Consider the following 23275-nt stretch of genomic DNA (forward strand, 5'->3'; position numbering starts at 1 on the left):
CCCGGGGCCCTTCTCAATTACTCCTCGGTGCTCTCGGCCGTATCGGCCGCAGCATCCTCGGGCGCCGCTTCGGGCTCCGGTGCGGGGCGCTTCTCGCCGCCGTAAGTCACCGTCACCATCGCGGAGCGCAGGATGCGATCCGCCATGCGGTAGCCCTTCTGGTACACGTCGTTGACGGTCTCGTCGTACTGCGATGCGTCCTCCACACGACCCACGGCCTGATGCTCGAGCGGGTCGAACGCCTCGCCCTTGGGGTCGATGGGCTCAACACCCTCGTGCGCAAACACGTCGAGCAACTTGGCATGCACCGCGTCAACGCCATCGACGAACTGCTTAAAGTCGTCGGAAAGCTCTTGACTGCGGGCATGGTCGATCGCGCGCTCGATATCGTCAATCACCGGCAACAGCGCGGTGACAAGCTTCTCGGTCGCGCGCTCGCGCTCGGCGATGCGCTCGTTGGCGGTGCGGCGACGGAAGTTCTCCCAGTCGGCCTGCAAACGGGCGGTGCGCTCAGTGGCGTCCTTCGCCTTGTCCTCGGCGGCCTTCTGAGCCTCTGCCGCAGCATCGAGCTCATTGCGCACGTCGGCAAGCTCCTTTTGGGCCTGCTCGAACTTGAGCTTAAAGTCGTTGTCGGCGGCTTCCTCACCGGCGCGGATAGCGGCTTCCACCATCTCGTCCTCGGTCATCGTCGCCTCCTTGTTAGAATCCTCTACCTGGTTCTCGGCAGCCTCGGCGGCCTCGGCCTCGTTGGCCTCGGTATCGTCGACGGCCTCTACGGGAATCTTCACGTCCTTCTCCTCAGAGTCAACGGGGGCGGCGCCAGCGGCGGCCGCCTCCGTGCGAGCTTTACGGGCGGACATGATTACTTGTCCTCGTCGTCCACAACCTCGTAGTCGGCGTCGACCACGTCATCGTCGGCAGGCTGGGCACCAGCGGCGCCGTCGGTCTGCTGCTGAGCGTCGGCGTAGACAACCTGGGCCAGCTCGTAGGCCACGGACTGCAGGGACTCGCCGGCGGCCTTGATAGCCTCGACGTCAGAGCCCTCGAGCGCCTTCTTGGCGTCGGCGATAGCGGCCTCGGCCTTGGACTTCACGTCGGCGGAAACCTTGTCGCCCAGCTCGTTGAGGGTCTGCTCGGTGGAGTAGCACAGGCTATCGGTCTGGTTACGGACCTCGACCTCTTCCTTCTGCTTCTTGTCCTCCTCGGCATGAGCCTCGGCGTCCTTGACCATACGATCGACTTCGTCGTCGGACAGGGCGGTGGAGCCGGAGATGGTGATCTGCTGCTCCTTGCCGGTGCCCTTGTCCTTAGCGGAGACCTTGACGATGCCGTTGGCGTCGATGTCGAAGGTGACCTCGATCTGCGGCACGCCGCGACGGGCAGCCGGGATACCGGTCAGCTGGAACTTACCGAGCGACTTGTTGTCGCGGGCAAGCTCGCGCTCGCCCTGGAGCACGTTGATCTCGACGCTGGTCTGGTTGTCGGCAGCGGTGGAGTAGACCTCGGTCTTGGAGGTCGGGATCGTGGTGTTGCGGTCGATCATCTTGGTCATGATGCCGCCCATGGTCTCGACACCCAGCGACAGCGGGGTAACGTCGAGCAGCAGGATGCCCTCGACGTCGCCGGTGAGCACGCCGCCCTGGACGGCAGCGCCGTCGGCAACGACCTCGTCGGGGTTCACGGACATGTTGGGCTGCTTGCCGGTCATGGTCTTGACGAGCTCCTGGACGGCGGGCATACGAGTGGAGCCGCCGACGAGGATGACCTCGGTCAGATCGGAGAGCTTGAGCTTAGCATCGCGCAGGGCGTTGGTGACAGGCTGCTTGCAGCGCTCGAGCAGGTCACGGGTGATCTTCTCGAACTCGGCGCGGGTCAGCGTGTAGTTGAGGTGCAGCGGGCCAGACTGGTTCATGGTGATGAACGGCAGGTTGATGGTGGACTGCTGGGCTGCGGAGAGCTCCTTCTTGGCGTTCTCGGCGGCCTCCTTCAGACGCTGCAGGGCCATGGGGTCCTGACGCAGGTCGACACCGTTCTCCTGCTGGAACTTATCGGCCATCCAATCGATGACGCGCTGATCCCAGTCGTCGCCGCCCAGGTGGTTGTCGCCCGAGGTGGACAGAACCTCAAACACGCCGTCGGCGAGGTCGAGGATGGAGACGTCGAAGGTACCGCCGCCCAGGTCGAAGACCAGGATGCGCTGGTCGGTGCCCTGCTTGTCCAGGCCATAGGCAAGAGCAGCAGCAGTCGGCTCGTTGACGATACGCTTGACGTTGAGGCCGGCGATCTTACCGGCGTCCTTGGTGGCCTGACGCTGGGCGTCGTTGAAGTAGGCCGGGACGGTGATGACGGCGTCGGTGACGGTCTCGCCCAGATACTTCTCGGCGTCAGCCTTCATCTTGGCGAGCGTCATGGCGCTCACCTGCTCGGCGGTGTAGTCCTTGCCCTCGATATCGACGACGGCACGGCCACCCTGGCCCTCCTTGACCTCATACGGCACGGTCTTGATCTCGGAGGTGCACTCGGAGTACTTGCGGCCCATGAAGCGCTTGATGGAGAACACGGTGTTCTTGGGGTTGGTGACGGCCTGGTTCTTAGCGGCCTTACCCACAACGCGGTCGCCGTCGGCGCGGAAGCCCACGACGGACGGGGTGGTGCGGTCGCCCTCGGCGTTCACGATAATGGTCGGAGAACCGCCCTCGAGAACGGCCATTGCGGAGTTAGTAGTACCAAGGTCGATACCAAGAATCTTACTCATTAGAAATTCCCTCTCTCTTTTGCGTTCGCGCCGCCTCGACGGTCTGTCGCGCGGCGCTTCGGCTTGTCTTTCAGGATGTAGTGTATCCCCTTATGGGCTGGAATATACAAAATCTAAGTCAATTCATATAAGATTTCTTATCTCTGAGAGTTTAGGTTCTCAAATGTGCAGGTAGATGCACTGTTTGAGTTCTCGGCAGATCTATTGAGATCTATGTAGAGTTGACTGAGGTTTGCGTCCGGGGGTGCCTGGGGGCCGTCTTGCGGCAAGCGCATCCCGGTTTGAGCGTGGATTCCGGGTCGCAGTTTCCGTCTGAAGGCTCAACCGGAAACCGTATCCCGTTTTGAGAGCTGATACCGGGTCGCAGTTTCCGCTAGCGGGCCCAACCGGAAACTGCGACCCGGTTTTCGGCCAAATAACGGGATGCCCTTTCCGCAGGCGCGCTCAATAGGTCAATATTACAAGTCACCTATAGCTAACATTTGCGCAGCTCAACGGCCCCACCTGCGCGTTTTTTAGTAAACCTTGGCATACTCGGCGAACGGTATGAAGATGCCGGCCAGAGGGTATTGCAAACGGTCGCTCCCGTGGTATGTTTTTGCCCGAATCAAACCGACGCGCATCGCCTGTAGCGTCGGTCAACAGAGAGGAAACTACCATGGCTCATCCCGTAATTGATGCCGACGAGTGCATCGCTTGTGGCGTTTGCGTCGACTCCTGCCCCGCTGGCGTTCTGGAGCTCCAGGACGTCGCTACCGTCGCCGACGAGGACTCCTGCGTCGCCTGTGGCGCTTGCCAGGACGCTTGCCCCGCTGGCGCGATCACCGAGATCGTCGAGGAGTAACAACTCCCCCACTTGCACACTCAAAAGTACACCGTGCACAAAAAAGGAGGCTTCCGCATCGCCGCGGAGGCCTCCTTTTGTTTGTACAGGCAGCTAATTGGGGACGGGGCTACCTTGGCAGTTGCGGTGGAATAGTTCCTGGCTCATTGCTTAGGTGCCGATTGTAGGAACTATTTCACCGCAACTTATAAAGACAGTATCGGGTTAGGACAAATCATCCTCGTAGGGCATTAAATCGGCAAGGTAGCCTTTCTCCTTGAGCATGGCCTCGATCTCGTCGAGGGTCTGCTCGTCTTCCGCCGCGATGCGATGGAAGTGGTAGCCGCTCGTCACCGTCAGCAGCGGGAAGCTCTTGCCGCTGGCGATGCCCTCTAGGTAGCGCTCGACATCGCGGCGGTTGCGGATGTCCAGGTCGGCCGTGATCTTGCCGTACACGCGGTGATTGACGATCACGTTGAGCACGGCGCCACCGGCGTCGACGATACTCGTGAGCTCATCGCCTGCCTGCTCCACGCTGTGGCGAACCTTGACCAAGCGCGTGGGCACGGCGGGGCTGCTGGGGGCCTCCTGCAGCACGTAGCCGCGGTTGGTCGCCACGATATCGTGCCCATCGGCACGCAACAGGGCAATATCCTGAACCACGACCTGACGGCTCACGCCAACCTCGCGGGCAAGTGCGCTGCCCGAAACGGGCTCCTTGGCTCCTTCGAGCACGCCCATGATGGCACGGCGACGCTCGCGGGCGTTCATTATTTACCGTCCAGCAGACGCAGGTGCTTAAGCGAGAGGTCGAGGATCGGCGCAGAGTGCGTCAGGGCGCCCGAGCTAATATAGTCGACACCCAGATCGGCCAGGGCGCGAATGTTGCTGGCGTCCACGTTGCCCGAGCACTCGGTCTTGGCGCGACCGGCGATAAGCTCGATGGCGGCGGCCATGTCGTCATGGGTCATGTTGTCGAGCATGATAATGTCGGCACCGGCCTCCACGGCTTCGCGCACCATGTCCAGGTTCTCGCACTCAATCTCAACTGTCGTGGTAAACGACGCATGGGCGCGCGCCATCTCGATCGCGCGCGTCACGCCACCGGCGGCATCGATATGGTTGTCCTTGAGCATGACGGCCGTCGACAGGTTGTAGCGGTGGTTGCTGCCGCCGCCAATCTCAACCGCCGCCTTCTCAAACACGCGCATGCCCGGCGTGGTCTTGCGCGTGTCGACGAGCACGGTCTTGGTTCCCTCGAGCGCCGCGGCCATGCTGTGCGTGTAGGTAGCGATGCCGCTCATGCGCTGCAGGTAGTTGAGCGCCACGCGCTCACCCGAAAGCAGCACGCGCGCATCGCCGCGCACCTGACCCACATGGTCGCCGGCGTGCACCTCGTCGCCATCGGCAACGTCGAGCAGCACCGAGCTCTGCGAATCCAGCAGCTCAAAGGTACGGGCAAACACATCCAAGCCGGCGATGATGCCGTCGGCCTTGGCGATAAGCTCCACCGTGGCGGGACGCGCCGTGGGGCACACGCTCGCCGTGCTCACGTCCTCAAACGTAATGTCCTCGCGCAGAGCCTGCAAAATCAGATCATCGACGACGAGCTTCATGGTAATGGGATTCATGGTCTACTCCTCTGCGGCCTGCGTGCCGGCGGCACGGGCCAAATCATCGATTGCAAGGGTATCGGAACTCAGGGCGCGATGGCGTCCATCGAGCGCGGGCTCGCCCGCCTGCTCCACGGCCAGCGACTCGCCGGTGCGCATGTACCACGCGGCGCGACGACCCCAGACCAGCGCCTCGAGCAGACTATTTGATGCAAGGCGATTCTTGCCGTGAACGCCGTTGCAAGCCGTCTCGCCCGCGGCGTAGAGCTCGGGCATCGAAGTGCGGCCGTCCTTATCGACCCATACGCCGCCCATAAAGTAGTGCTGCGTGGGCGTAACGGGGATGGGCTCGTCCAAGATGTCGCGGCCGTCCTCAAGGCAGCGCGCGCGAATGTTGGCAAAGTGCCCAGTCACCACGTCGCGCTCGACGGGGGCAAAGCTCAGCCACTCGTGCTCGGTGCCGTCCTGCTTCATCTGCTCGCGGATGGCGGCAGCGACAACGTCGCGCGGCTGCAACTCGTCGGCAAAACGCTCGCCGGCGGCATTGAGCAGAATCGCGCCCTCACCGCGGCAGCTCTCGCTGATCAGGAACGTACGGCCTGGCTGCGGCGAGAACAGGCCCGTGGGATGGATCTGCACGTAGTCCAGGTGCTCCATCTTAATGCCGTGCTCCTGCGCGATGTAGCAGGCGTCGCCCGTGAGCTGCGGGTAGTTGGTCGAATGGTCGTATACGCCACCGATGCCGCCCGTCGCCCACAGCGTATGGCGGGCATGGATCTTAAACGGCTTACCGACATGCACGCCCTCAGCGGCATTTGCCAGCTCGTCGGCGGGGCGAGCTGAATCGTCCTCGTCCACGGCAACAGCGACGACACCAGTGCACACCGTGGCCCCATCGCGCTCGGCCGTCAGGATGTCGGTCATGGCAACGTGTTCGAGAATCTGCACGTTGTCCAGCTTGCGGACGGCCTGAAGCAGCTTGGTCGTAATCTCCTTGCCCGTAATGTCGGCATGGAAGGCAATGCGCGGACGGCTGTGCGCGCCCTCGCGGGTAAAGTCGAGGCCGCCATCGGCCTTGCGCTCAAAATCCACGCCCATCGCTAGCAGGTCGTTGATGACCGAGCGGCTCGAGCGGATCATGATGTCGACGCTCTCGCGGCGGTTCTCGTAATGGCCGGCGTGCATGGTGTCCTCAAAGAAGGCATCGTAGTCCGAGCCCTCGGGCAGCACGCAGATGCCGCCCTGCGCGAGCATCGAATCGCACTCGTCGACCGCGCCCTTGGAGAGCATGATCACGCGCGTACTCGTCGGCAGGTTGAGCGCCGCGTACAGGCCCGCCACGCCGCAGCCGGCAATGACGACGTCGCACTCCATATCGGGGTATTGCTTGGTTTCCACAGGAATCCTCTCCCTTGAATGTGACATAAGGAACCGTCCCTCATGCCACATTGTTCTAGCGTGCTGCGTACTCGAGCATGCGGTCGAGCGTGAGCTTGGCCTGGTCTGCCGCCTCGTCCGAGACGCCGATCTGCACCTCGCCCTCGCCCGTCTCCAGGCAGCGCACGAGCTTTTCGAGCGTGATGAGGTCCATGTTGACGCAGGTGGGCTGCACCGCAGGGAAGTAGAACATCTTGCCGGTGCCCTGGCAGCGGCGCTCAAGTTCGTAGAGCACGCCGCGGACCGTCACGATGATGAACTCGCTCGCGTCCGACTCCTCGGCATATTTGATGATGCCGGCAGTGGAGCCGATGTAGTCGGCCTCGGCCAGGACGTCGGCCTTGCACTCGGGGTGCGCCAGCACGAGCGCGTCGGGGTGCGCCTCCTGCGCGTCGACGATCTGCTCGACCGTGATGATGTGATGACGCGGGCAGTAGCCGTTGTTGAGAATGACGTGCTTTTGGGGCACCTGCTCGGCCACAAAGCGGCCCAGGTTCTGGTCGGGAATGAACAAGACGTGCTGCTGCGGCAGCTCGGAGACGATCTTGACGGCGTTAGAGCTGGTAACGCACACGTCACTCCAGCTCTTGATCTCGACCGTCGAGTTGACGTAGCACACCACGGCCAGGTCGTCGCCATACTCGGCGCGCGCCGCATCGACCGTCTCGCGCTTGACCATGTGCGCCATGGGACAGTCCGCGCCTGGCTCGGGCAACAGCACCGTTTTGGTGGGATTGAGCAGCTTGGCGCTCTCGCCCATAAACTCCACGCCGCACAGCACGATGGTCTGCTGCGGCAGGCTCTTGGCAAGCTTTGCCAGGTAGAAGCTGTCGCCGACGTAATCGGCCACAGCCTGGACCTCGGGCGCCACGTAATAGTGCGCCAGGATCACCGCGTCGCGTTGGGTTTTAAGTTGCCGAATGGCCTCGACGAGCTCTGCGGGCACCAATGCCGCGCGCTCCGTTGCCGTCGTTGCCGATGCCAGGCCGGCCGCAATGTCGCGTGCAAGCTCCGACGCATCCATGTTCGCGCTCTGTGCCATCAAGGCCCCTCTCTTTTGGCGAATCTTGGGGCTTTAGTATGACACCTAGGTTTACAGCTGACAAGACAGCTGTAAACCTAGGTGTAAAGTTGAAATAAAGATTCAATCATGCGGCAGGTCCATTTTCGAACTGGCAAGCTGAGGACAGCCGAAAATGGACCCGCCCCATGATTCGGGCAGCCCGTTTTGTCCTGGACCAAGGGGCAGTGGTCAAAAAGGGCCAAATATGAGTACTGTCACCAAATTAGTAGCATCGATTTTCCGGTCCAGAGCAGCAAAATCGCCTTGTTTGGAGCCCGATCGCGACTCTGAAGAACGAAAATCGATGCACTTTTGGCCTCTGGCACCGATTTTTGAGGCCATTTGGCTGCCACCAAACTGGTAACAGTACTCATATTTGGCCCTTTTTGACCACCGGGTTTCCGGCAGGCCCCAAAAGCGGGCCCGAATCGCTCGATCCGGGCCCGCTGGGGGTAGCGAGCACAATCGAGGTGTAAGAAGCAAGAGAGGGCCATCGCCTAGAATCGTCAGCGCCTAGATATTCAACGAGAGGAAAGACAATGGTCCGCAGCGACATGCTACCCCAGCCGGACCGGGGGCTCGGCCTCGACCGGCCCCAGACCGAGGCATTTCACCGACGAGTTCAAGAGGAAGATAGTCGATCTCCACAACGCCGGAAAACCCAGGCGCGAGGCCATGGACGAGTGCGACCTCGACAAGAGCACCGTGGAGAGGCGGGTCAAGTCGATAAACGAGACCGGCTCGCCGCGCGCCGCCGACAACCGCACGCCCGAGTAGAACCGGATCCTGGAGCCCGAGCGCGAGAACCGCAGGCTCCGGATGGAGGTCAACGTCTTAAGACGAGCGGCGCCAGCATACGCTCGGAAGTCAGGGCCATGGCGGCCAACGGGGGGCCGCTGCCCCATATCGGCGCAGCGCTGGCATCGAGGCCTTCTGACCTGTGTCAAGATTTCGGACACGCATGCTCGAGAAATCAAGCGGCCATAGGCATGGCCTCGAGCTTGGGCTCGGTTCTCTCGAAGAAGGCCGCCATGGCCTCGGCCGGCACCTTGTAGCCGATCGTCGAGCGGGGCCTTCGGCGGTTGTAGTACGCCTCGATGAACTCGACCACCGCGTGCTTGGCGGAATCCCTGGTCGGGAAGCTGCGCCTGTAGTACATCTCGTTCTTCAGCGTGGCGAGGAACGACTCGGCCACCGCGTTGTCGTGGCAGTTGCCGGCGCGGCTGCAGGACAGCCGCACGTCGTTGTCGCGCGCCCATTCGGCCAGAAGCCTGCTGGTGTACTGGGCGCCGCGGTCGGCGTGGAATATCGCGTTGCCGGCCACGTAGCCGCGCGATTTGGCCGACGCCAGCGCCGAAACCACGATGTCGGCGGTCATGCGCTCGGAGAGCGACCAGCCCACCACCATGCGGGTGTTGAGGTCGATGACCGTCGACAGGTACAGCCATCCCTCGCCGGTGCGCAGGTAGGTGATGTCGCCCACGAGCTTGCAGGTTGGAACGGGACTGGTGAAGTCGCGGCGCACCAGGTCGGGCCGGGGCCTGGCCTTCGGGTCGGGGATGGTGGTGCGCTTCCTGGCGTTGGGCGTGCAGCCGCGTATTCCCAGCTCGCGCATCAGCTTGCGCACCCTGTACAGGGTCAATCCGGAGAACTCGCCGGGCAGGAAGCATTTCACGAACCGGAAGCCGAACCTGCGGTCCGACTCCAGCCACACGCGCCGGACCGCCTCGCGCTCGGCCGACCAGTCTTCTCGCGGGCAGCCGTTGGAGAGCCACGAGTAGAAGCCCGATCGGCTCACGCCGAGCACGCGGGCCATCATTTTCACCGGGAATTCGGCCTTCTCCGCCAACATCATCCGGTAGCACGCGGCTACGCCTGGCTTTTGGCGAAGAAGGCCGCGGCTTTTTTCAAGAAGGCGTTCTCCATCTCGAGCTCGCGTATGCGCCTTTTCGCCTCGCGAAGCTCGCGGTCCTCGGCCTTGGGGTCGGGCCCGCCGGCAAGCTCGCGCCGGCGATTCTGCACCCACTTGTTCACGGTCTTGGAATTCAGGCCCAGTTCTGCGCAGCATTCCGTTATCGGCCTGCCCGTCGAGATGATGTAGTCGGCGGTCTCGCGCCTGAACTCGTCGGTGTACTTGGCGGCTGGGTTGGACATAGCATACCGTCCTCTCGGTCGTCGATGAATGCATTCTAAAGGATTGGGCCTCTAGCATGCGTGTCCGAAAAGACGATACAGGTCAGACAACCCAATCAGACGTCGTCTCGAGCGCGTCCTCTGCACGGTCGAGCGTGCTTCTGGCCTTGGCACCCTGTTTGAACCACGAGCGCAGGTCCTCGAGCGTGCTGCCCGCTGCATACACCTTGATTTTGCGACCGCCTTTCGTGGTCACCGTGCAACGGTCGCCGCTCTCGCTGTTCTCGTGCGCCGTGACCTTCTTGAGGTAATCGCGACGGAACGCCACGACGCGGGCATTGCTGATCTCGATGAACCAATCATCGTCGACAAGCGAAGTGCCCGTGGTACCTCGACTTGCCATCTCCTCGGCGAAGGAGAAGCCGAGTTCGCGCTCCTGCCTGCCGATCTCGAGGATGCCGCGGGCGGGCATGCTGAGCATGAGCAGGGGCAGGAGTCCCCCTATGAACAGGAAGAGGAACGGGACGAGCAAGAGCAGACGAGCACCAGCATCGGTGAAAACAGCCATGAAGGCGATCACGAGCGAGAAGACGAGCGCCATGCCGTTGAAAACAATCGTCAACGGCTTGATGGCAGACCAACACAGACCCGCCTTGGTCATCGGGCCGTCGACGGCGTCCGAGACTTCGATGCCCTCTTCCTCCAGACGGGCGAGGAGGTTGAGCGAGCACACCCCCTCGAGGCTTATCGAGCAGAACTTCCGGTCGCCCTCGAACAGGTCGATCCTCATCATCTGCGTGTGAAGCGTTGCACGGGTGATGTGGCCAAACGTCGTCTCCTTGCGGATGCCGAAGGCGTTACGCGAGAGAATTCGCTCACCGTCCACGTCGATGCGCGGGATGCTCAGCAGGGCCCAGATGGCCATGCCCGCGAGCGCCATGGCGTGACCGAACCACACAAGTTCGTGGTCCCACTCGCCCAACGAGACGCCCTGCCAGACGTAGACACCCAGCATGAGCAGTTCGAACGCGACGGCGCAGCAGGCGATGATCGTGCGAATGGCAGCGGGCATGCGCACCGTGAAGCGATCGAGGCTGTCCGTCGCCTCACTGCGCTCGCGCGCGCCGCGACGGGCGACCCATGCAGTGAGCGGACCGACGATGAACACCACCATCGCCACGCGCAGGAACGATTCGAGTATGTCGCCCATATTAACCACCATCCCAATAGAAAACGTGAATTTGGGAGACTATAGCAGAGCGAAGCGATCTGCACGGCATCGTCCGGGTGTTTTCGGCATACGGTGGAAACCAGCGGCAGCGGACGTTGAGAACTCACCCAAAAGACGCGATTCGACCGAAGCGATTCTTCTTGACTTGGTCTCAATGTGATACGACATGCGCCACTACCTGCGCGGTCTTGCGGCCCTGATCGAAGAGGGTCACACCGATGAGGCACTCGGGCGCATCGACGCGCTCTGCGAGACCAACGACCGCACCGCCGTGCGCCGCTACTGCGCCAACGAAACGGTCAACATTGCGCTCTCGTCGCTTTCCGCGGACATCAACGCGCGCGGCATCACCGCCGATCTGCGCGCCGCCGTGCCCGAAACCGTCCACGTGGGCGATGTCGATCTATTCAGTGTGGTATCGAACGCCCTGGACAATGCCATCGCCGCGGCGAGCGCCGCCCCCGAAGGCAAGCGGTTTGTCGACCTGGACCTTCGCTACGAAGACGGTCAGCTTCTATTGCTGGTTTCCAACACGTTTGGCCGTGCGCCGCACATGGTCGACGGCATGCCCGTGGCTCAGCACACTGGGCACGGCTTTGGCACCAAGAGCATTATGCTTGCCGTCGAGCGCATGAACGGCAACTGCCAGCTCCGCATTAACGGCGACCGGTTTGAGCTGCGCGCCGTGATGTAGGGGCTGCCGCCAACCTCGCTACAGCGGTGCAGCCGCCGGGGTCAGCTGCTTAATGTAGGCCCACATGCGCTGCTTGGCGGCCTTGTCGGTGAGCGCCGCCTCAAAACCGTCGAGCGCCAGCACGCGGCGCCCCTGCACATGGGCGACCAGGCCGGGCTTGAGCATGGCGGTGTCAAAGTCATCAATTGCCACAAGCATATCGGCATAGGTCTCGCGCATGACATCGGCCGCACTGTTGTCGAGCAGCAGCACCGCCTCGGGGTCCAGAGCCTCCAGCGCCTCGCGGAACAGGTCGCACGGCAGAGTCTCGCCCACCGCGACCGCTCCGTCACCCGCGCCGGCGACGCTTGCCAGCACGCAAAAGTCCTCGGGGGCATATCCGATGGCGCCGAGCGCCTTGCGCAACGCGGCGCCATCCGCGCCGGCAGCCAGCTCGCCGCCCGAGCACTCGGCTTCATCCAAATCGCCTTTGACCAGCACAATCGGCGAGCACGCGTTGCCCGCGATACGCACACCGCGACCTGCAAGCGACGCGAGCTCCTGCTCGGTCGCCTGAGCGATGGCTTCTTTTTTCTGGCTTTGTGACGTGGGCATGCGCTCTCCAATCGTTTGCGTGCCCACCATTATATAAAAGAGCCGCCCGCGAGTGGTTGCTTTGCGGGCCGCTGGGTATAAGCACGGTCGTACTGAGTTTTACGCGGCCGAGCCGCGTCGTATTATGGAGGTCACCATGGCTGACATTAAGCAGATTACCCCCGAGAACTTCGATTCCATCGTTAACGACAGCCTGCCCGTACTGGTTGATTTTTGGGCCCCGTGGTGCGGCCCCTGCCGCTCGCTCTCGCCCATCGTAGACGAGGTTGCCGACGAGCTGGCCGGCAAGTTGGCTGTGGCCAAGTGCAACGTCGACGACAACCAGGACCTGGCCATGAAGTTTGGCGTCATGAGCATCCCCACGCTGATCGTCTTTAAGAACGGCGAGGAGGTCGACCGCTCGGTCGGCGCCTTGCCCAAGGCAAGACTTCAGGCACTGCTGGAGAAACATCTGTAATACGCTTGTTACCCATCTGCCGTCCATGAGCGGTTTCGCACCGCTCGCCGGAGTGCCAAACGCAAGGTATGCGACCACGGATAGTATGGTAGATACAAACAGCCCCCAGTGAACGGGTGCGGGTCAGACGGACTCGCACCCGTTTTCTTATGCGGCGGCGCTCAAGGCGGGCGTAGTAGAATCTGAACCACCATATCGCCCCGTACAAAAGGAGACTCCCCATGCATGACGTCGGAATGAACATGAGCCAGCTTGCCATGAGCGTCAAGCAGGTCGACGACACCATTGAGCTCGCTCACGAGTGGAGCCATCAGCTGCTGCATGCGACCGAGAACTTTGACATGGAGCGCATTGGCGCCAAGCTCGAGGCCGCCATGGCGGCACTCCACGAGGCGCACGATGCGCTCGAGGGCTACGAGGAGGCCATCGAGGCCGACCACAACTCCGTCGGCTCTGTGAAACTGGTGTAACGTGGCCGAGCACGAGCACGCGCACAATCACGGTGCGGACGACGATGCAAGCTGCCGCTACAGCGGCTCCAGCTCCGAGCTGGTCCGCTTTTCGGTCACCGCGCCCGACGACCTGCTGCGCCGCTTTGACGAGCAGATCGCGCGCCGCGGTGACGTGGCTAACCGATCCGAGGCCGTACGCGATCTGATTCGCGCCTCGATCGCCAAGGAGCAGATGCGCACGCCCGACGAGCAGGTCATCGGTTCGCTCACCATGATCTATGACCACCATACCGGCGATCTGACGCGCCGTCTGGACGAGGTGCAGCACGACTACACCGACGAGATCGTCTCGACCATGCACGTGCATCTGGACCACCACAACTGCCTGGAGATTCTGGCGCTCAAGGGTCGCGGCGAGCGTGTCTACGAGCTGGCCGACCGCCTGCTGGGCCTGCGCGGCGTTAAGCACGGCGAACTCACCTGCGCCGCCACCAAGCAGAGCCTGGGGCTGTAGCGGGATTTCCCGCAGCGCACCTGCCATAAAGGGACAGGTTTCAACGAAGGAGGATCGCATGCGGCATGTGCATATTCATGTGACGGGCATTGTGCAGGGCGTTGGCATGCGGCCATTTGTGTATCGCGAGGCTATGGCGCATGGCATCTGCGGCTGGGTGCTCAACGCGGGCGATGGCGTACACATCGAGGCGCATGCTTTGAGCGAGGCGCTCGACGAATTTGTCACCGCGCTGTCGGAGCACGCGCCGGCCGCAGCCCGCGTTGAGCATGTCGCTGTTGCAGACCTGGAGCCCGACGCTTGGGATGCCGACGATGAGCAGGTCTTTCGTATTGTAGCGTCACAGGATCAGACCGTGCACACGACGCTCGTCTCCCCCGATATCGCCACCTGTGACGACTGCCTGCGCGAACTGTTCGACCCCGCCGACCGTCGCTATCACTACCCCTTTATCAACTGCACCAACTGCGGGCCGCGCTTTACCATCATCCGGTCGCTGCCTTATGACCGAGCGGCCACGTCGATGGATTGCTTTCCTATGTGCCCCGAGTGCGCTGCAGAGTATGGCGACCCGCTTGACCGGCGCTTTCATGCGCAGCCCGATGCCTGCTTTGACTGCGGGCCACATATTACCTGGCGCGAGGCGGCGGGCGACATGGAGCTCGAGGGCTCGGGGGCGATGCCGGCCGTCGGCAGCACGCGCGAAACCAGCGATGCCATTATTGACCGCTGTGTCGAGCTGCTGGCCAGCGGCGGTATTGTCGCCATCAAGGGGCTGGGCGGATTCCATCTGGCCTGCAACGCCGCCAATGAGCAGGCGGTGGTCGAGCTGCGCCGTCGCAAGCGCCGCAGCAACAAGCCGCTTGCCGTTATGGTGCGCAGCCTTGCCGATACTGAACGCCTGTGCCATGTCGATGATGCCGAGCGCGACTTGCTGGCCGGCAGCATCCGCCCCATTGTGCTGCTGCGCCGCCGTGTTGTTGGCGAGGGAGATTCCCCCGACGGCCTTACACTCGCGCCATCCGTCGCGCACGATCTACCCGATCTCGGCGTCATGCTCCCCTATACACCGCTTCAGCATCTGCTGCTTGCAGCTGCCTCGTCGCATGGCATGCACGCGCTGGTCATGACCAGCGGAAACCTGAGCGAGGAACCTATCGAGACCGACGATGCCCTTGCATGGGAACATCTTGTTGCCGCCGGCATCGCCGACGCGCTACTTGGCAACGACCGTGCGATTCTCTCACGCTACGACGACTCCGTGGTACGTGTGGTCGACGGCACCGTCATGCCTGTGCGTCGCGCACGCGGATATGCGCCGCAACCGTTGTCGCTGCCGGCGCTCGACGGCACTGCACCCTGCGTGCTCGCCTGCGGGCCGCAGCAAAAAGCCACGATCGCGCTCACGCGCGAGGACGCCGACGGCCATGTGGCCTGTTTTGTGTCGCAGCATATCGGCGATGTCGAAAACGGCGCGACCTTCGATGCCTGGAGCGCCGCCCGCGCACGTCTAGAAAACCTCTTTGACCTGACGCCTGCCGCCCTGGCATGCGACATGCATCCCAACTATCTATCGAGCCAGTGGGCGCGTGAGCGGGCACGGGAGCACAGCCTGCCGCTAATCGAAATCCAGCATCATCATGCGCACATCGCGAGCGTAATGGCAGAGGCGATTGTCGCTGGCCGGATTGCGCCTGATGCACGCGTCCTCGGTATTGCCTTCGATGGTACGGGTGCCGGCACCGACGGCACCATATGGGGCGGTGAGTTTCTTATCGCCGGCCTTGCCGATTTTGAACGCGCCGCGCACCTGCGCACCTGGGCGCTGCCAGGCGGAGCCACATCCGTGCGCGATGCCCGGCGCAATGCCTTTGCCCTGCTGAGCGAGCTCGGCCTGCTCGAGCATCCGGGTGCCGCGGGGCTATTGGGCACCCTCGACGAGCAAACACGCAGCGTGACAGCCACCATGATCGAGCGCGGCATCAACAGCCCGCGTACCAGCAGCATGGGTCGTCTCTTTGATGCCGCGGCAGCGATTCTGGGCATCTGCGACAAGGCAACCTACGAAGGCGAACCCGCCATAGAACTCGAAGCCGCCGCCTGGCGCGCGCTCGACGGTAAGACCGTTCGTCTCGACGGCAATCATACGGGCGTATTCACGTCTGCCGACGACTCCCCCATCTTGGACCCCCAACCGCTCATCGAAGCTCTTCTGAATGGAATCGAGGCAGGCGCGCCGGCCGACAGGCTCGCGCTCGACTTCCATATCGCCATCGTGCGCTCTTCGGCACGAATCGCACGCGAAATCTGCGCGCGCGAAGGCCTCGATACCGTCGCGCTCTCGGGCGGTGTGTTCATGAACCGGCTTTTGCTTCAGCTCCTTACCCACGAACTCAAAGACGCCGGTCTTGCCGTCTTGGTCCCCCACGCTGTACCCGCCAACGACGGCTGCATCGCCTACGGTCAGGCCGCCATCGCTCGCGCTCGCCTCGCGCAGACGGCGTTGCGATAGGCTGTTTTGCCAGCCTGCGCGCCGCCGTCTCACAGGTGTAACGCGTTTGCTCGTGACTCCCGCGAGCGCTACCATCAACTGATGGGTAATTAGGCGCCTATCCAGCGCAAAACGTATAAAAGGGGAACATTATGTGCCTTGCCGTTCCCGGTAAAGTGGTCAAACGCGACGACGACCTTAAGGCGACCGTCGACATGATGGGCATCGAGCGCCCCGTTTCGCTGCGCCTCGTGCCGACGGCACAGGTAGGCGACTATATTCTCGTGCACGCCGGCTTTGGCATTCAGATTGTCGACGAGCAGGAAGCCCAAGAGACACTCGAGCTCGTCAATACCATGACCGAGCTGGCCAAAGAGGACCAACTCGCCACCAACCCAGCCGAGGCATACTAGTGGCGGCGGCGCAGCCGGTTCGCTCCGGTATCGACTTTTCGGCATTTCGCGACCCCAAGCTGGCCCGCGAGCTCATCGATCGTATTCATGAGCTTGTCGGCAACCGCAGCATCAACCTTATGGAAGTCTGCGGTACGCATACCGTGAGCATTGGCCGCTATGGCTTTCGCTCCATTATGCCGACGGGGCTCAAACTGCCAAGCGGCCCGGGGTGCCCCGTTTGCGTCACCGCCAACCGCGACATCGATCACGCAATCGCGCTTTCCAACATGGACGGCGCCATCATCACCACCTTTGGCGACATGATGCGCGTGCCCGGATCGTCCACCTCGCTTGCCGCGCAAAAGGCGGCGGGGCGCGACATCCGCATCGTCTACTCTCCGCTCGACGCACTCGACATTGCCGAGCAAAATCCCGAACGCCCGGTCATCTTTATGGGCGTCGGCTTTGAGACCACAACGCCCACCATTGCCGCCGCTATCCTGGAGGCCGACGCGCGCGGGCTCCAGAACTTCTCGGTCTACTGTGCTCACAAGACCACGCCGCCGGCTCTGCGTGCGATCTCCAACGACCCCGAGACCGCCATCGACGGCTTTATCCTGCCTGGTCACGTCGCTACCATCACAGGCCTGGCACCCTTTGGGTTTTTGGTCGATGAGTTCGAGACCCCCGGCGTAGTCACCGGGTTTGAGCCGGTCGATATCTTGCAGGGCATCTGCATGCTGGTCCAGATGATTGTCGAGCACAGGCCCGCAATCGACAACGCCTACCGCCGTGGCGTCAATGCAGACGGCAATCCCGTAGCGCGCCAGCTGGTCGAGCAGGTGTTTGAGCCATGCGACACCACGTGGCGCGGGCTGGGGCCGATTGCGGCTTCGGGTCTTTCCATCCGACCCGAATTCGCGCGCTTTGATGCCGGCGCCCGCTTTGACGTGCCCGTTGAGGCGACGGTCGAGCCGCGTGGGTGCCGCTGCGGCGACGTGCTGCGCGGGGCCATTACGCCGAGCGACTGCCCTCTGTTCGGCCGCGCTTGTACACCCGAGCATCCCATCGGCCCCTGCATGGTGAGTTCCGAGGGCAGCTGTGCAGCATATTTCCGCTACCGAGGCTGTTAGGTTCCGCCGTTCTAACGAACGGCGGACCGGTCGACGCTGCGCGCCATTCAGGCGAGCGATTTGCCTTTCAATCGTCGGCTGCGGGCAAAAGCCCAGCAGCCTCCTCTTTCAAGGCAACTCACTTCGCCTGAATGGCGCTCGCTGACTTTTACTTAACATCGATTCTGCCACACTCAGCTATTGCCGACCCCCCACGATTGGAGTTTTCGATATGTCCCGTACTGCCACCGATAGCACTGTCCTGTTGGGCCACGGCTCTGGCGGTCAGATGATGAAACGCATCATCGATGAGGTCTTTTTGGATGCCTTTGGGTCGCCCGAGCTGCTCGAGGGCAACGATGCCGGCGTCGCCGCGCTGCCCACGAGCGGGCGCATCGCCATGTCGACCGACAGCTTTGTAGTCTCGCCGCAGTTCTTCCCCGGGGGCAACATCGGCCGCCTCGCTGTATGCGGAACCGTCAACGACGTCGCGACCTCGGGCGCCAACGTACGCTACCTATCGTGCGGCTTTATCCTCGAAGAGGGCTATCCCATGGATAAGCTCCGCCAGATTGTGCAAACGATGGCCGAGACGGCGCACGAGGCGGGCGTGGCGATCATCACCGGCGACACCAAAGTGGTCGAGCGCGGCGGGGCCGACGGCGTCTACATCAATACCGCCGGCGTGGGCGAAGTGCCCGTGGGCGTAGCGCTCAGCGGCGCCAACTGCCAGCCCGGCGATGTCATTCTGGTATCGGGTACGCTGGGCGACCACGGTATCGCCATCATGAGCCAACGCGAGGGCTTGGCGTTTTCGAGCACCATCGAAAGCGATGCCGCGCCGCTCAACCACCTGATTGCCGATGTGCTTGCCGCAGCACCCGAAACACGCTGCTTCCGCGACCCCACGCGCGGCGGCCTGGCGTCCACGCTCAATGAGTTTGCCCAGGCCAGCGGCGTTGCCATGGAGGTCGACGAGGATGCCGTGCCTGTGCGCCCCGACGTGCAGGCAGCCTGCGAGATGCTCGGCTATGACGTGCTGCAGGTAGCAAACGAGGGCAAGATGGTTGCCGTGGTGCCGGCCGAGCAGGCCGATGCCGCGCTGGCAGCCATGCGCGCCGCGCGCTACGGCGAGAATGCCGCTATTATCGGTCGCGTGCTGCCGCTTGCCGAGGACGCCCGCCCCGCCGTGCGCGTGCGCACCGGCTGGGGCTCGACCCGCATCCTCGACATGCTCGTAGGAGAGCAGCTGCCGAGGATTTGCTAACGACAAAGGCTCAGGGCTATTAAAGATATTCAGATTCCAAACATGCCCGGCACGCATGCCAAGTATCATGGGGTGCGTTTTACAACTCAAGCGGCAGGAGCACCCATGGCAGCAGCTTTTTCCCATGTGATCTTTGATCTGGATGGCACCATCCTCAACACGCTCGAGGACCTGGCGGCCGCCGGCAACCATACCTGCGAGACGCACGGCTGGCCCACGTTTGCCGTAGACGAGTACCGCTACAAGGTGGGAAACGGCATGCTCAAGCTGGTCGAGCGCTTTATGCCTGCCGAGTATGCGGGCGACGGCCGTATGTTTGAGCAGACGCTTGCCGAGTTTAGGGCTTACTACGGCGAGCACAAGGAGGACCACACCGCACCGTACGCCGGCACGATCGAGATGCTCGACCGCCTGCGCACCGCGGGCGTGCAGCTTGCCGTGCTCACCAACAAGGACCATGTTTCGGCCGCTCCGCTTATCGAGAAATACTTTGGTTCCGAGCGCTTTGCGCTGGTGCAGGGCCGCGTCGATGCGCTTCCTCCCAAGCCCGAGGCGCCTGTTACGCTGCATGTGATGAAAGAGCTAGGCGCCGACCCGGCAACCACACTCTATGTGGGCGATTCCAATGTCGACGTCCTGACCGGTCACAATGCCGGCCTCAAGAGCGCCGGTGTCAGCTGGGGCTTCCGCGGCCGCGCAGAGCTGGAGTCCGCCGGCGCCGACTACGTGGTGGACACCCAAGACGAGCTCTCGGCGCTGATTCTGGGCGAGTAGCGGGGCTGTCGCTCAACACGGCTGGATAGATTCTGTCGCGCGGAAAGCGCATCCCGTTTTGCCGCCTCAGAATGGGATGCGCTTTCCGGTTGAGCCTTGTCGGGGAAACGGCATCCCGTTTCAGAGCAATATTCCGGGTCGCACTTTCCGCAACCCACGCCATCCGGAAACCGTGACCCGCTATTCGGCCAAATACCGGCTCGTATTTTCCCGAGCATTCGATGCAACGCTGGCGCAAGGAGTGTCCCCAACTGCCGGCAGAAAAGGAACGTCCCCAAGTGCCGCCTCAATGACTACCATGGCAACGCCGCAGGTAGAGGACGGGCAGCGAGCGGGCACCAGTGCGAACAAATTGGCATGAAAAGAGGACGGTATAGACCTTCTGGTCATGCCGTCCTCTTTGAATGACAAGTTGTCGCTCTGGTGCCCGCGCAGCGTCGGGCAGTTACGGCGTTTGGTAAAACGCCGTAACGAACTACCGCGTAACTCCCCTAGCTCATCATCGCATTCATCATCTCGGTGGTTGCGGAATCGTCAGCAGACCACTCGCCATCGTCATTGGCGGTGTACTTGAAGGTAACCTTGGTGTCCTTGGTCTTAGCGGCCTTGGTCACGTCGACCATGACCTGGCCGGCCATCTTGTACAGGTCGTCCTCGGAAGGCATCGTATCGAGCGCCGCGATCTTCTCCTGATACTGGGTGGCGAAATCTTCAACGATCTTGTTCATGGACTTGCAGGTAATGGTGACATCGGCAGTCGCGGTGCCCTTGTCCTCGTCGACCGTCACATCGCCGATCTTGTAGTCAAAACCCTCGAGATAGCTCTTGGCGTACTCCTTGGGATCGATGCCCAGCTGCTCGAACTCGTCGCCCGAGGCCTCTTCCAGGCCGGCGAGGAAGTCGTCGCCGCCGTTCTTGACCTCGTCAAACTGCGTCGTAAGATCCTCGGTGATGAGCTCCTCAACCGAAGGACCTCCGCAGCCGGAAAGCACAACCACGCACGCGACCAGAACAGCCATCAGGGGCGCAAGCAGCAGCTTCTTCTTCATGACATTCCTCCCAACAAGCGGCACCGCGCTTCCCGACGCGGTGCGCGTCGTAACAATAAGGCCATACTAGCCGATAACGAACACCCCCGGCAAAGCAAAGGCGCAGTCGGCTCGATTTAACGTCCGAACGGTTTACCGGTCCGCCCAACGCGCAATAAAACGTTCCGCCGCATTGCAATAAAAAAGGGCGGCCGGATAACCCGACCACCCCAAAACACCCTTATGTTGCCGCAGACTACTTGCGGACGACCTTGACGATGGCATCGCCAGCGGAGACAGCGGAGTCAGCCTCGACGGCGAGCTCGACGTCGGCGAACTCGGCGGTGTTGGACACAGCCACGACGACGCAGTCCTTGTAACCGGCGGCAGCGATCTTGGCGCGGTCAATCTTGAGCATGGGCTGGCCAGCCTTCACGACGTCGTCGGCCTTGACGAAGCCCTCGAAGCCATCGCCGTTCATGTTGACGGTATCGACGCCAACGTGCACCAGAACCTCGATGCCGCTATCGGACTGCAGGCCCACGGCGTGACCCATGGTGACGGTCACCTTGCCGTCGCAGGGAGCGTAGACCAGATCGTCCTCGGGCCACACGGCGCAGCCCTTGCCCAGAACCTCGCCGCCAAAGACGGGATCGGGCACGTCGGCCATCTTGATGACCTTGCCCTTGACGGGCGAGCACAGCACGTCGGCGCCGGCAGAAGCAGAGATGGAGGACGGAGCAGCGGCAGCCGCGGGCTCAGCCTTCTTCTTGAACATGTCAAACAGACCCATACGTTTTCTCCTCTTGATTAAGCGCAACGTTATGCGCATGCCTATGGTGATTATAGTGCCAAATGGTTCAAATGCTAAGGTGGGGACTCGAATCGCGAGCCCATCCCAACGCTTTTCCCCGGTGGCACTCATATTGTCGATTAATCCAGGCCCTCGGCACCGTTGGACTTGATGATCTTCTGGTAGGCGTAGAAGCTGTCCTTGCGGCGGCGCTCGTAGGTACCGGTGCCGTCGTCGTACTTATCGACGTGAATGAAACCGTAGCGCTTGCGCATCTCGCCGGTGCCGGCAGAAACCAGGTCGATGGGGCCCCACCAGGTATAGGCGATCAGGTCGACGCCGTCGGCAATGGCCTCGCCCATGGCCTTGATGTGGCTGCGCAAGTAGGCGATACGATACGGATCGTGGATGGAGCCGTCCTCCTCGACCTCATCGTAGGCGCCCATGCCGTTCTCGACCACCATCAGCGGAATCTCGTAGCGGGCGTAAATCTCGTTGAGGGCGATGCGCAGGCCCAGCGGATCGATCTGCCAGCCCCAGTCGGTGGACTCCAGATAGGGGTTCTTGCCGCCAAAGGTCATGTTGCCCTCGGTCATCTCGTGGTCCTTGTGGGTGCCCACGGTTCCGGACATGTAGTAGCTAAAGGTGTAGAAATCGACCTTGCCGTCGGCGATATCCTGCAGATCGCCGTCCTCCATCACGAGCTCGACGTCATTCTCGGCCCAGAAACGCTTGGCATAGAACGGATACTTGCCGCGCACCTGCACGTCGGAGCAGTACCAGTTCATGGTATTCATCTCCTGCTGCGTGGCGAACACGTCGGCCGGATCGCACGTGGCGGCATAGGAGAGGACGAAGCAGTCCATGTTGCCCATCTTGAACTGCGGGTAGTGCTCGTGGGCGTAGCGCACGACGCGACCGCTGGCCACGAACTGGTGATGCAGGGCCTGCATACGGGCCTGCGGCGTGGCGTGGACCGCCGAAGCCGGACCCTCAAAGCCCTGGATCATGCTGGTCTCAAAGAGGTTGCCCATGTCCTGGGTGCCGCAGTTGATCTCGTTGAAGGTGAGCCAGAACTTGACCTTGTCCTGGTAACGGTCGAAGACGGTCTGGCAGTACTTCTCAAAGAAGCCGATGAGCTCGCGGCTCGCCCAGCCGTTGTATTTCTCGACCAGATGATAGGGCATCTCGTAGTGCGACAGGGTCACGAGCGGCTCGATATTGTGAGCACGCAGGCAGTCGAAAACGCGATCGTAGAAGGCGAGGCCGGCCTCGTTGGGCTCGGCGTCGTCGCCGTTGGGGAAGATACGGCTCCAAGAGATGGACATGCGGAACATGGTAAAGCCCATCTCGGCGAACAGCGCGATGTCCTCCTCGTAGTGATGGTAGAAGTCGATACCGTCATGATTGGGATAGAAGCGGTCGGGGTCGATGTCGATCGTAATCTGACGCGGCTCCTTGTAGCTGCCGCCCAGGAAGTGGTCGTCGACGGAAGGGCCGCGGCCGTCAACGTTCCATGCGCCCTCAAACTGGTTTGCGGCCGTAGCGCCGCCCCAAAAGAAACCCTCGGGGAATCCCATAAGTGCCTCCTCGCTCATGCGTGTTGCTGATGAAACGAGTATGCCGCCGAGTCGCTCCAGGCCAGGGCG

Annotated in this window: 22 protein-coding genes and 1 pseudogene; 10 read left to right on the forward strand and 13 right to left on the reverse strand. The window is 62.3% G+C overall.

Annotated features, from left to right (window positions below; genetic code table 11):
• Nucleotides 1–17 precede the first annotated feature (17 nt).
• Together DW796_RS00850 and dnaK are read right to left on the reverse strand one after the other, a co-directional pair.
• Nucleotides 18–860, reverse strand: coding sequence for a nucleotide exchange factor GrpE (locus tag DW796_RS00850; RefSeq protein ID WP_118093978.1), 843 nt, complete (start codon nt 858–860; stop codon nt 18–20).
• Between the two features lie 2 nt (nt 861–862).
• Nucleotides 863–2755 (reverse strand): molecular chaperone DnaK, encoded by a 1893-nt coding sequence (gene dnaK / locus DW796_RS00855; protein WP_117770263.1) that lies wholly within the window; start codon nt 2753–2755, stop codon nt 863–865.
• A 658-nt stretch (nt 2756–3413) separates the two neighbouring features.
• Here dnaK and DW796_RS00860 point away from each other — a divergent pair.
• Complete coding sequence (locus DW796_RS00860) at nt 3414–3599, forward strand: DUF362 domain-containing protein (RefSeq protein ID WP_006235216.1); 186 nt, start codon at nt 3414–3416, stop codon at nt 3597–3599.
• Between the two features lie 204 nt (nt 3600–3803).
• Here the strand turns inward: DW796_RS00860 and DW796_RS00865 are convergent, their stop codons facing one another.
• From DW796_RS00865 to DW796_RS00890, 7 genes and pseudogenes are all read right to left on the reverse strand, one after another.
• Nucleotides 3804–4349, reverse strand: a complete 546-nt coding sequence (locus tag DW796_RS00865) for a transcription repressor NadR (RefSeq protein ID WP_117800607.1) — start codon at nt 4347–4349, stop codon at nt 3804–3806.
• Nucleotides 4349–5209: a carboxylating nicotinate-nucleotide diphosphorylase gene (gene nadC, locus DW796_RS10505; RefSeq protein ID WP_117839956.1), complete on the reverse strand. Its 861-nt coding sequence runs from the start codon at nt 5207–5209 to the stop codon at nt 4349–4351. The genes DW796_RS00865 and nadC overlap by 1 nt, the downstream gene beginning before the upstream one ends.
• A gap of 3 nt (nt 5210–5212) precedes the next feature.
• Nucleotides 5213–6616 carry an FAD-binding protein gene (locus DW796_RS10510; protein ID WP_199579816.1) on the reverse strand — a complete coding sequence of 468 codons (1404 nt, stop codon included), beginning with the start codon at nt 6614–6616 and terminating at the stop codon, nt 5213–5215.
• 28 nt (nt 6617–6644) lie between these two features.
• A complete protein-coding gene (gene nadA, locus DW796_RS00875) occupies nt 6645–7670 on the reverse strand; it encodes a quinolinate synthase NadA (protein WP_118093979.1) in 1026 nt (341 codons plus the stop codon).
• A 994-nt stretch (nt 7671–8664) separates the two neighbouring features.
• Nucleotides 8665–9717 carry an IS3 family transposase gene (locus DW796_RS00885; protein WP_158567660.1) on the reverse strand — a complete coding sequence of 351 codons (1053 nt, stop codon included), beginning with the start codon at nt 9715–9717 and terminating at the stop codon, nt 8665–8667.
• A pseudogene (locus tag DW796_RS10580) lies at nt 9618–9845 on the reverse strand (transposase); the annotation flags it as partial. The gene DW796_RS00885 and the pseudogene DW796_RS10580, both read right to left, overlap by 100 nt.
• 82 nt (nt 9846–9927) lie before the next feature.
• Nucleotides 9928–11034, reverse strand: a complete 1107-nt coding sequence (locus DW796_RS00890) for a hypothetical protein (protein ID WP_233539627.1) — start codon at nt 11032–11034, stop codon at nt 9928–9930.
• Nucleotides 11035–11221: 187 nt separating this feature from the next.
• Here DW796_RS00890 and DW796_RS00895 point away from each other — a divergent pair, with 187 nt between their 5' ends.
• Nucleotides 11222–11749 (forward strand): GHKL domain-containing protein, encoded by a 528-nt coding sequence (locus DW796_RS00895; RefSeq protein WP_117776393.1) that lies wholly within the window; start codon nt 11222–11224, stop codon nt 11747–11749.
• 18 nt (nt 11750–11767) lie between these two features.
• On the opposite strand, the gene DW796_RS00900 is transcribed toward DW796_RS00895, so the two are convergent.
• Nucleotides 11768–12343 carry a hypothetical protein gene (locus DW796_RS00900; protein WP_117790318.1) on the reverse strand — a complete coding sequence of 192 codons (576 nt, stop codon included), beginning with the start codon at nt 12341–12343 and terminating at the stop codon, nt 11768–11770.
• A gap of 136 nt (nt 12344–12479) precedes the next feature.
• Here DW796_RS00900 and trxA point away from each other — a divergent pair, with 136 nt between their 5' ends.
• The 8 genes from trxA (at nt 12480) to DW796_RS00940 (ending at nt 19805) form a co-directional block, all read left to right on the forward strand.
• Nucleotides 12480–12800, forward strand: a complete 321-nt coding sequence (trxA, locus tag DW796_RS00905) for a thioredoxin (protein WP_117776407.1) — start codon at nt 12480–12482, stop codon at nt 12798–12800.
• A gap of 221 nt (nt 12801–13021) precedes the next feature.
• Nucleotides 13022–13270 carry a hypothetical protein gene (locus tag DW796_RS00910; RefSeq protein ID WP_006235225.1) on the forward strand — a complete coding sequence of 83 codons (249 nt, stop codon included), beginning with the start codon at nt 13022–13024 and terminating at the stop codon, nt 13268–13270.
• Between the two features lies 1 nt (nt 13271).
• Nucleotides 13272–13766: a nickel-responsive transcriptional regulator NikR gene (gene nikR / locus DW796_RS00915; protein WP_118093982.1), complete on the forward strand. Its 495-nt coding sequence runs from the start codon at nt 13272–13274 to the stop codon at nt 13764–13766.
• Nucleotides 13767–13824: 58 nt separating this feature from the next.
• Complete coding sequence (gene hypF, locus DW796_RS00920; RefSeq protein ID WP_118093983.1) at nt 13825–16278, forward strand: carbamoyltransferase HypF; 2454 nt, start codon at nt 13825–13827, stop codon at nt 16276–16278.
• Nucleotides 16279–16409: 131 nt separating this feature from the next.
• The gene (locus DW796_RS00925) at nt 16410–16670 is read left to right on the forward strand and encodes a HypC/HybG/HupF family hydrogenase formation chaperone (protein WP_117757708.1); all 261 of its coding nucleotides are present in this window, start codon (nt 16410–16412) and stop codon (nt 16668–16670) included.
• Nucleotides 16670–17785 (forward strand): hydrogenase formation protein HypD, encoded by a 1116-nt coding sequence (hypD, locus tag DW796_RS00930; RefSeq protein ID WP_118093984.1) that lies wholly within the window; start codon nt 16670–16672, stop codon nt 17783–17785. Before DW796_RS00925 ends, hypD begins: the two co-directional genes overlap by 1 nt.
• Nucleotides 17786–17996: 211 nt before the next feature.
• On the forward strand, nt 17997–19031 hold the full coding sequence (hypE, locus tag DW796_RS00935; RefSeq protein WP_118093985.1) for a hydrogenase expression/formation protein HypE: 1035 nt from the start codon (nt 17997–17999) through the stop codon (nt 19029–19031).
• A 105-nt stretch (nt 19032–19136) separates the two neighbouring features.
• Nucleotides 19137–19805 carry an HAD family hydrolase gene (locus DW796_RS00940; protein WP_118093986.1) on the forward strand — a complete coding sequence of 223 codons (669 nt, stop codon included), beginning with the start codon at nt 19137–19139 and terminating at the stop codon, nt 19803–19805.
• A gap of 491 nt (nt 19806–20296) precedes the next feature.
• Here the strand turns inward: DW796_RS00940 and DW796_RS00945 are convergent, their stop codons facing one another.
• From DW796_RS00945 to DW796_RS00955, 3 genes are all read right to left on the reverse strand, one after another.
• Nucleotides 20297–20854, reverse strand: a complete 558-nt coding sequence (locus tag DW796_RS00945; RefSeq protein ID WP_117757704.1) for a hypothetical protein — start codon at nt 20852–20854, stop codon at nt 20297–20299.
• 235 nt (nt 20855–21089) lie between these two features.
• On the reverse strand, nt 21090–21626 hold the full coding sequence (locus DW796_RS00950; RefSeq protein ID WP_118093987.1) for a PTS glucose transporter subunit IIA: 537 nt from the start codon (nt 21624–21626) through the stop codon (nt 21090–21092).
• Nucleotides 21627–21766: 140 nt separating this feature from the next.
• The gene (locus DW796_RS00955) at nt 21767–23206 is read right to left on the reverse strand and encodes a glycoside hydrolase family 1 protein (protein WP_118093988.1); all 1440 of its coding nucleotides are present in this window, start codon (nt 23204–23206) and stop codon (nt 21767–21769) included.
• Nucleotides 23207–23275 lie beyond the last annotated feature (69 nt).

This window comes from Collinsella sp. AM31-2AC (assembly GCF_003469285.1).
GTDB classification, from domain to species: Bacteria; Actinomycetota; Coriobacteriia; order Coriobacteriales; family Coriobacteriaceae; genus Collinsella; species Collinsella aerofaciens_AT.

Coding starts and splice junctions, on each gene's coding strand:
- DW796_RS00955 (WP_118093988.1), bottom strand. CDS start 23,206: ATGGGATTCCCCGAGGGTTTCTTTTGGGGCGGCGCTACGGCCGCAAAC.
- DW796_RS00860 (WP_006235216.1), top strand. CDS start 3,414: ATGGCTCATCCCGTAATTGATGCCGACGAGTGCATCGCTTGTGGCGTT.
- DW796_RS00950 (WP_118093987.1), bottom strand. CDS start 21,626: ATGGGTCTGTTTGACATGTTCAAGAAGAAGGCTGAGCCCGCGGCTGCC.
- hypE (WP_118093985.1), top strand. CDS start 17,997: ATGTCCCGTACTGCCACCGATAGCACTGTCCTGTTGGGCCACGGCTCT.
- trxA (WP_117776407.1), top strand. CDS start 12,480: ATGGCTGACATTAAGCAGATTACCCCCGAGAACTTCGATTCCATCGTT.
- DW796_RS00925 (WP_117757708.1), top strand. CDS start 16,410: ATGTGCCTTGCCGTTCCCGGTAAAGTGGTCAAACGCGACGACGACCTT.
- DW796_RS10510 (WP_199579816.1), bottom strand. CDS start 6,616: ATGTCACATTCAAGGGAGAGGATTCCTGTGGAAACCAAGCAATACCCC.
- DW796_RS00940 (WP_118093986.1), top strand. CDS start 19,137: ATGGCAGCAGCTTTTTCCCATGTGATCTTTGATCTGGATGGCACCATC.
- DW796_RS00910 (WP_006235225.1), top strand. CDS start 13,022: ATGCATGACGTCGGAATGAACATGAGCCAGCTTGCCATGAGCGTCAAG.
- DW796_RS00895 (WP_117776393.1), top strand. CDS start 11,222: ATGCGCCACTACCTGCGCGGTCTTGCGGCCCTGATCGAAGAGGGTCAC.
- DW796_RS00900 (WP_117790318.1), bottom strand. CDS start 12,343: ATGCCCACGTCACAAAGCCAGAAAAAAGAAGCCATCGCTCAGGCGACC.
- dnaK (WP_117770263.1), bottom strand. CDS start 2,755: ATGAGTAAGATTCTTGGTATCGACCTTGGTACTACTAACTCCGCAATG.
- nadC (WP_117839956.1), bottom strand. CDS start 5,209: ATGAATCCCATTACCATGAAGCTCGTCGTCGATGATCTGATTTTGCAG.
- DW796_RS00890 (WP_233539627.1), bottom strand. CDS start 11,034: ATGGGCGACATACTCGAATCGTTCCTGCGCGTGGCGATGGTGGTGTTC.
- hypF (WP_118093983.1), top strand. CDS start 13,825: ATGCGGCATGTGCATATTCATGTGACGGGCATTGTGCAGGGCGTTGGC.
- DW796_RS00865 (WP_117800607.1), bottom strand. CDS start 4,349: ATGAACGCCCGCGAGCGTCGCCGTGCCATCATGGGCGTGCTCGAAGGA.
- nadA (WP_118093979.1), bottom strand. CDS start 7,670: ATGGCACAGAGCGCGAACATGGATGCGTCGGAGCTTGCACGCGACATT.
- DW796_RS00945 (WP_117757704.1), bottom strand. CDS start 20,854: ATGAAGAAGAAGCTGCTGCTTGCGCCCCTGATGGCTGTTCTGGTCGCG.
- DW796_RS00850 (WP_118093978.1), bottom strand. CDS start 860: ATGTCCGCCCGTAAAGCTCGCACGGAGGCGGCCGCCGCTGGCGCCGCC.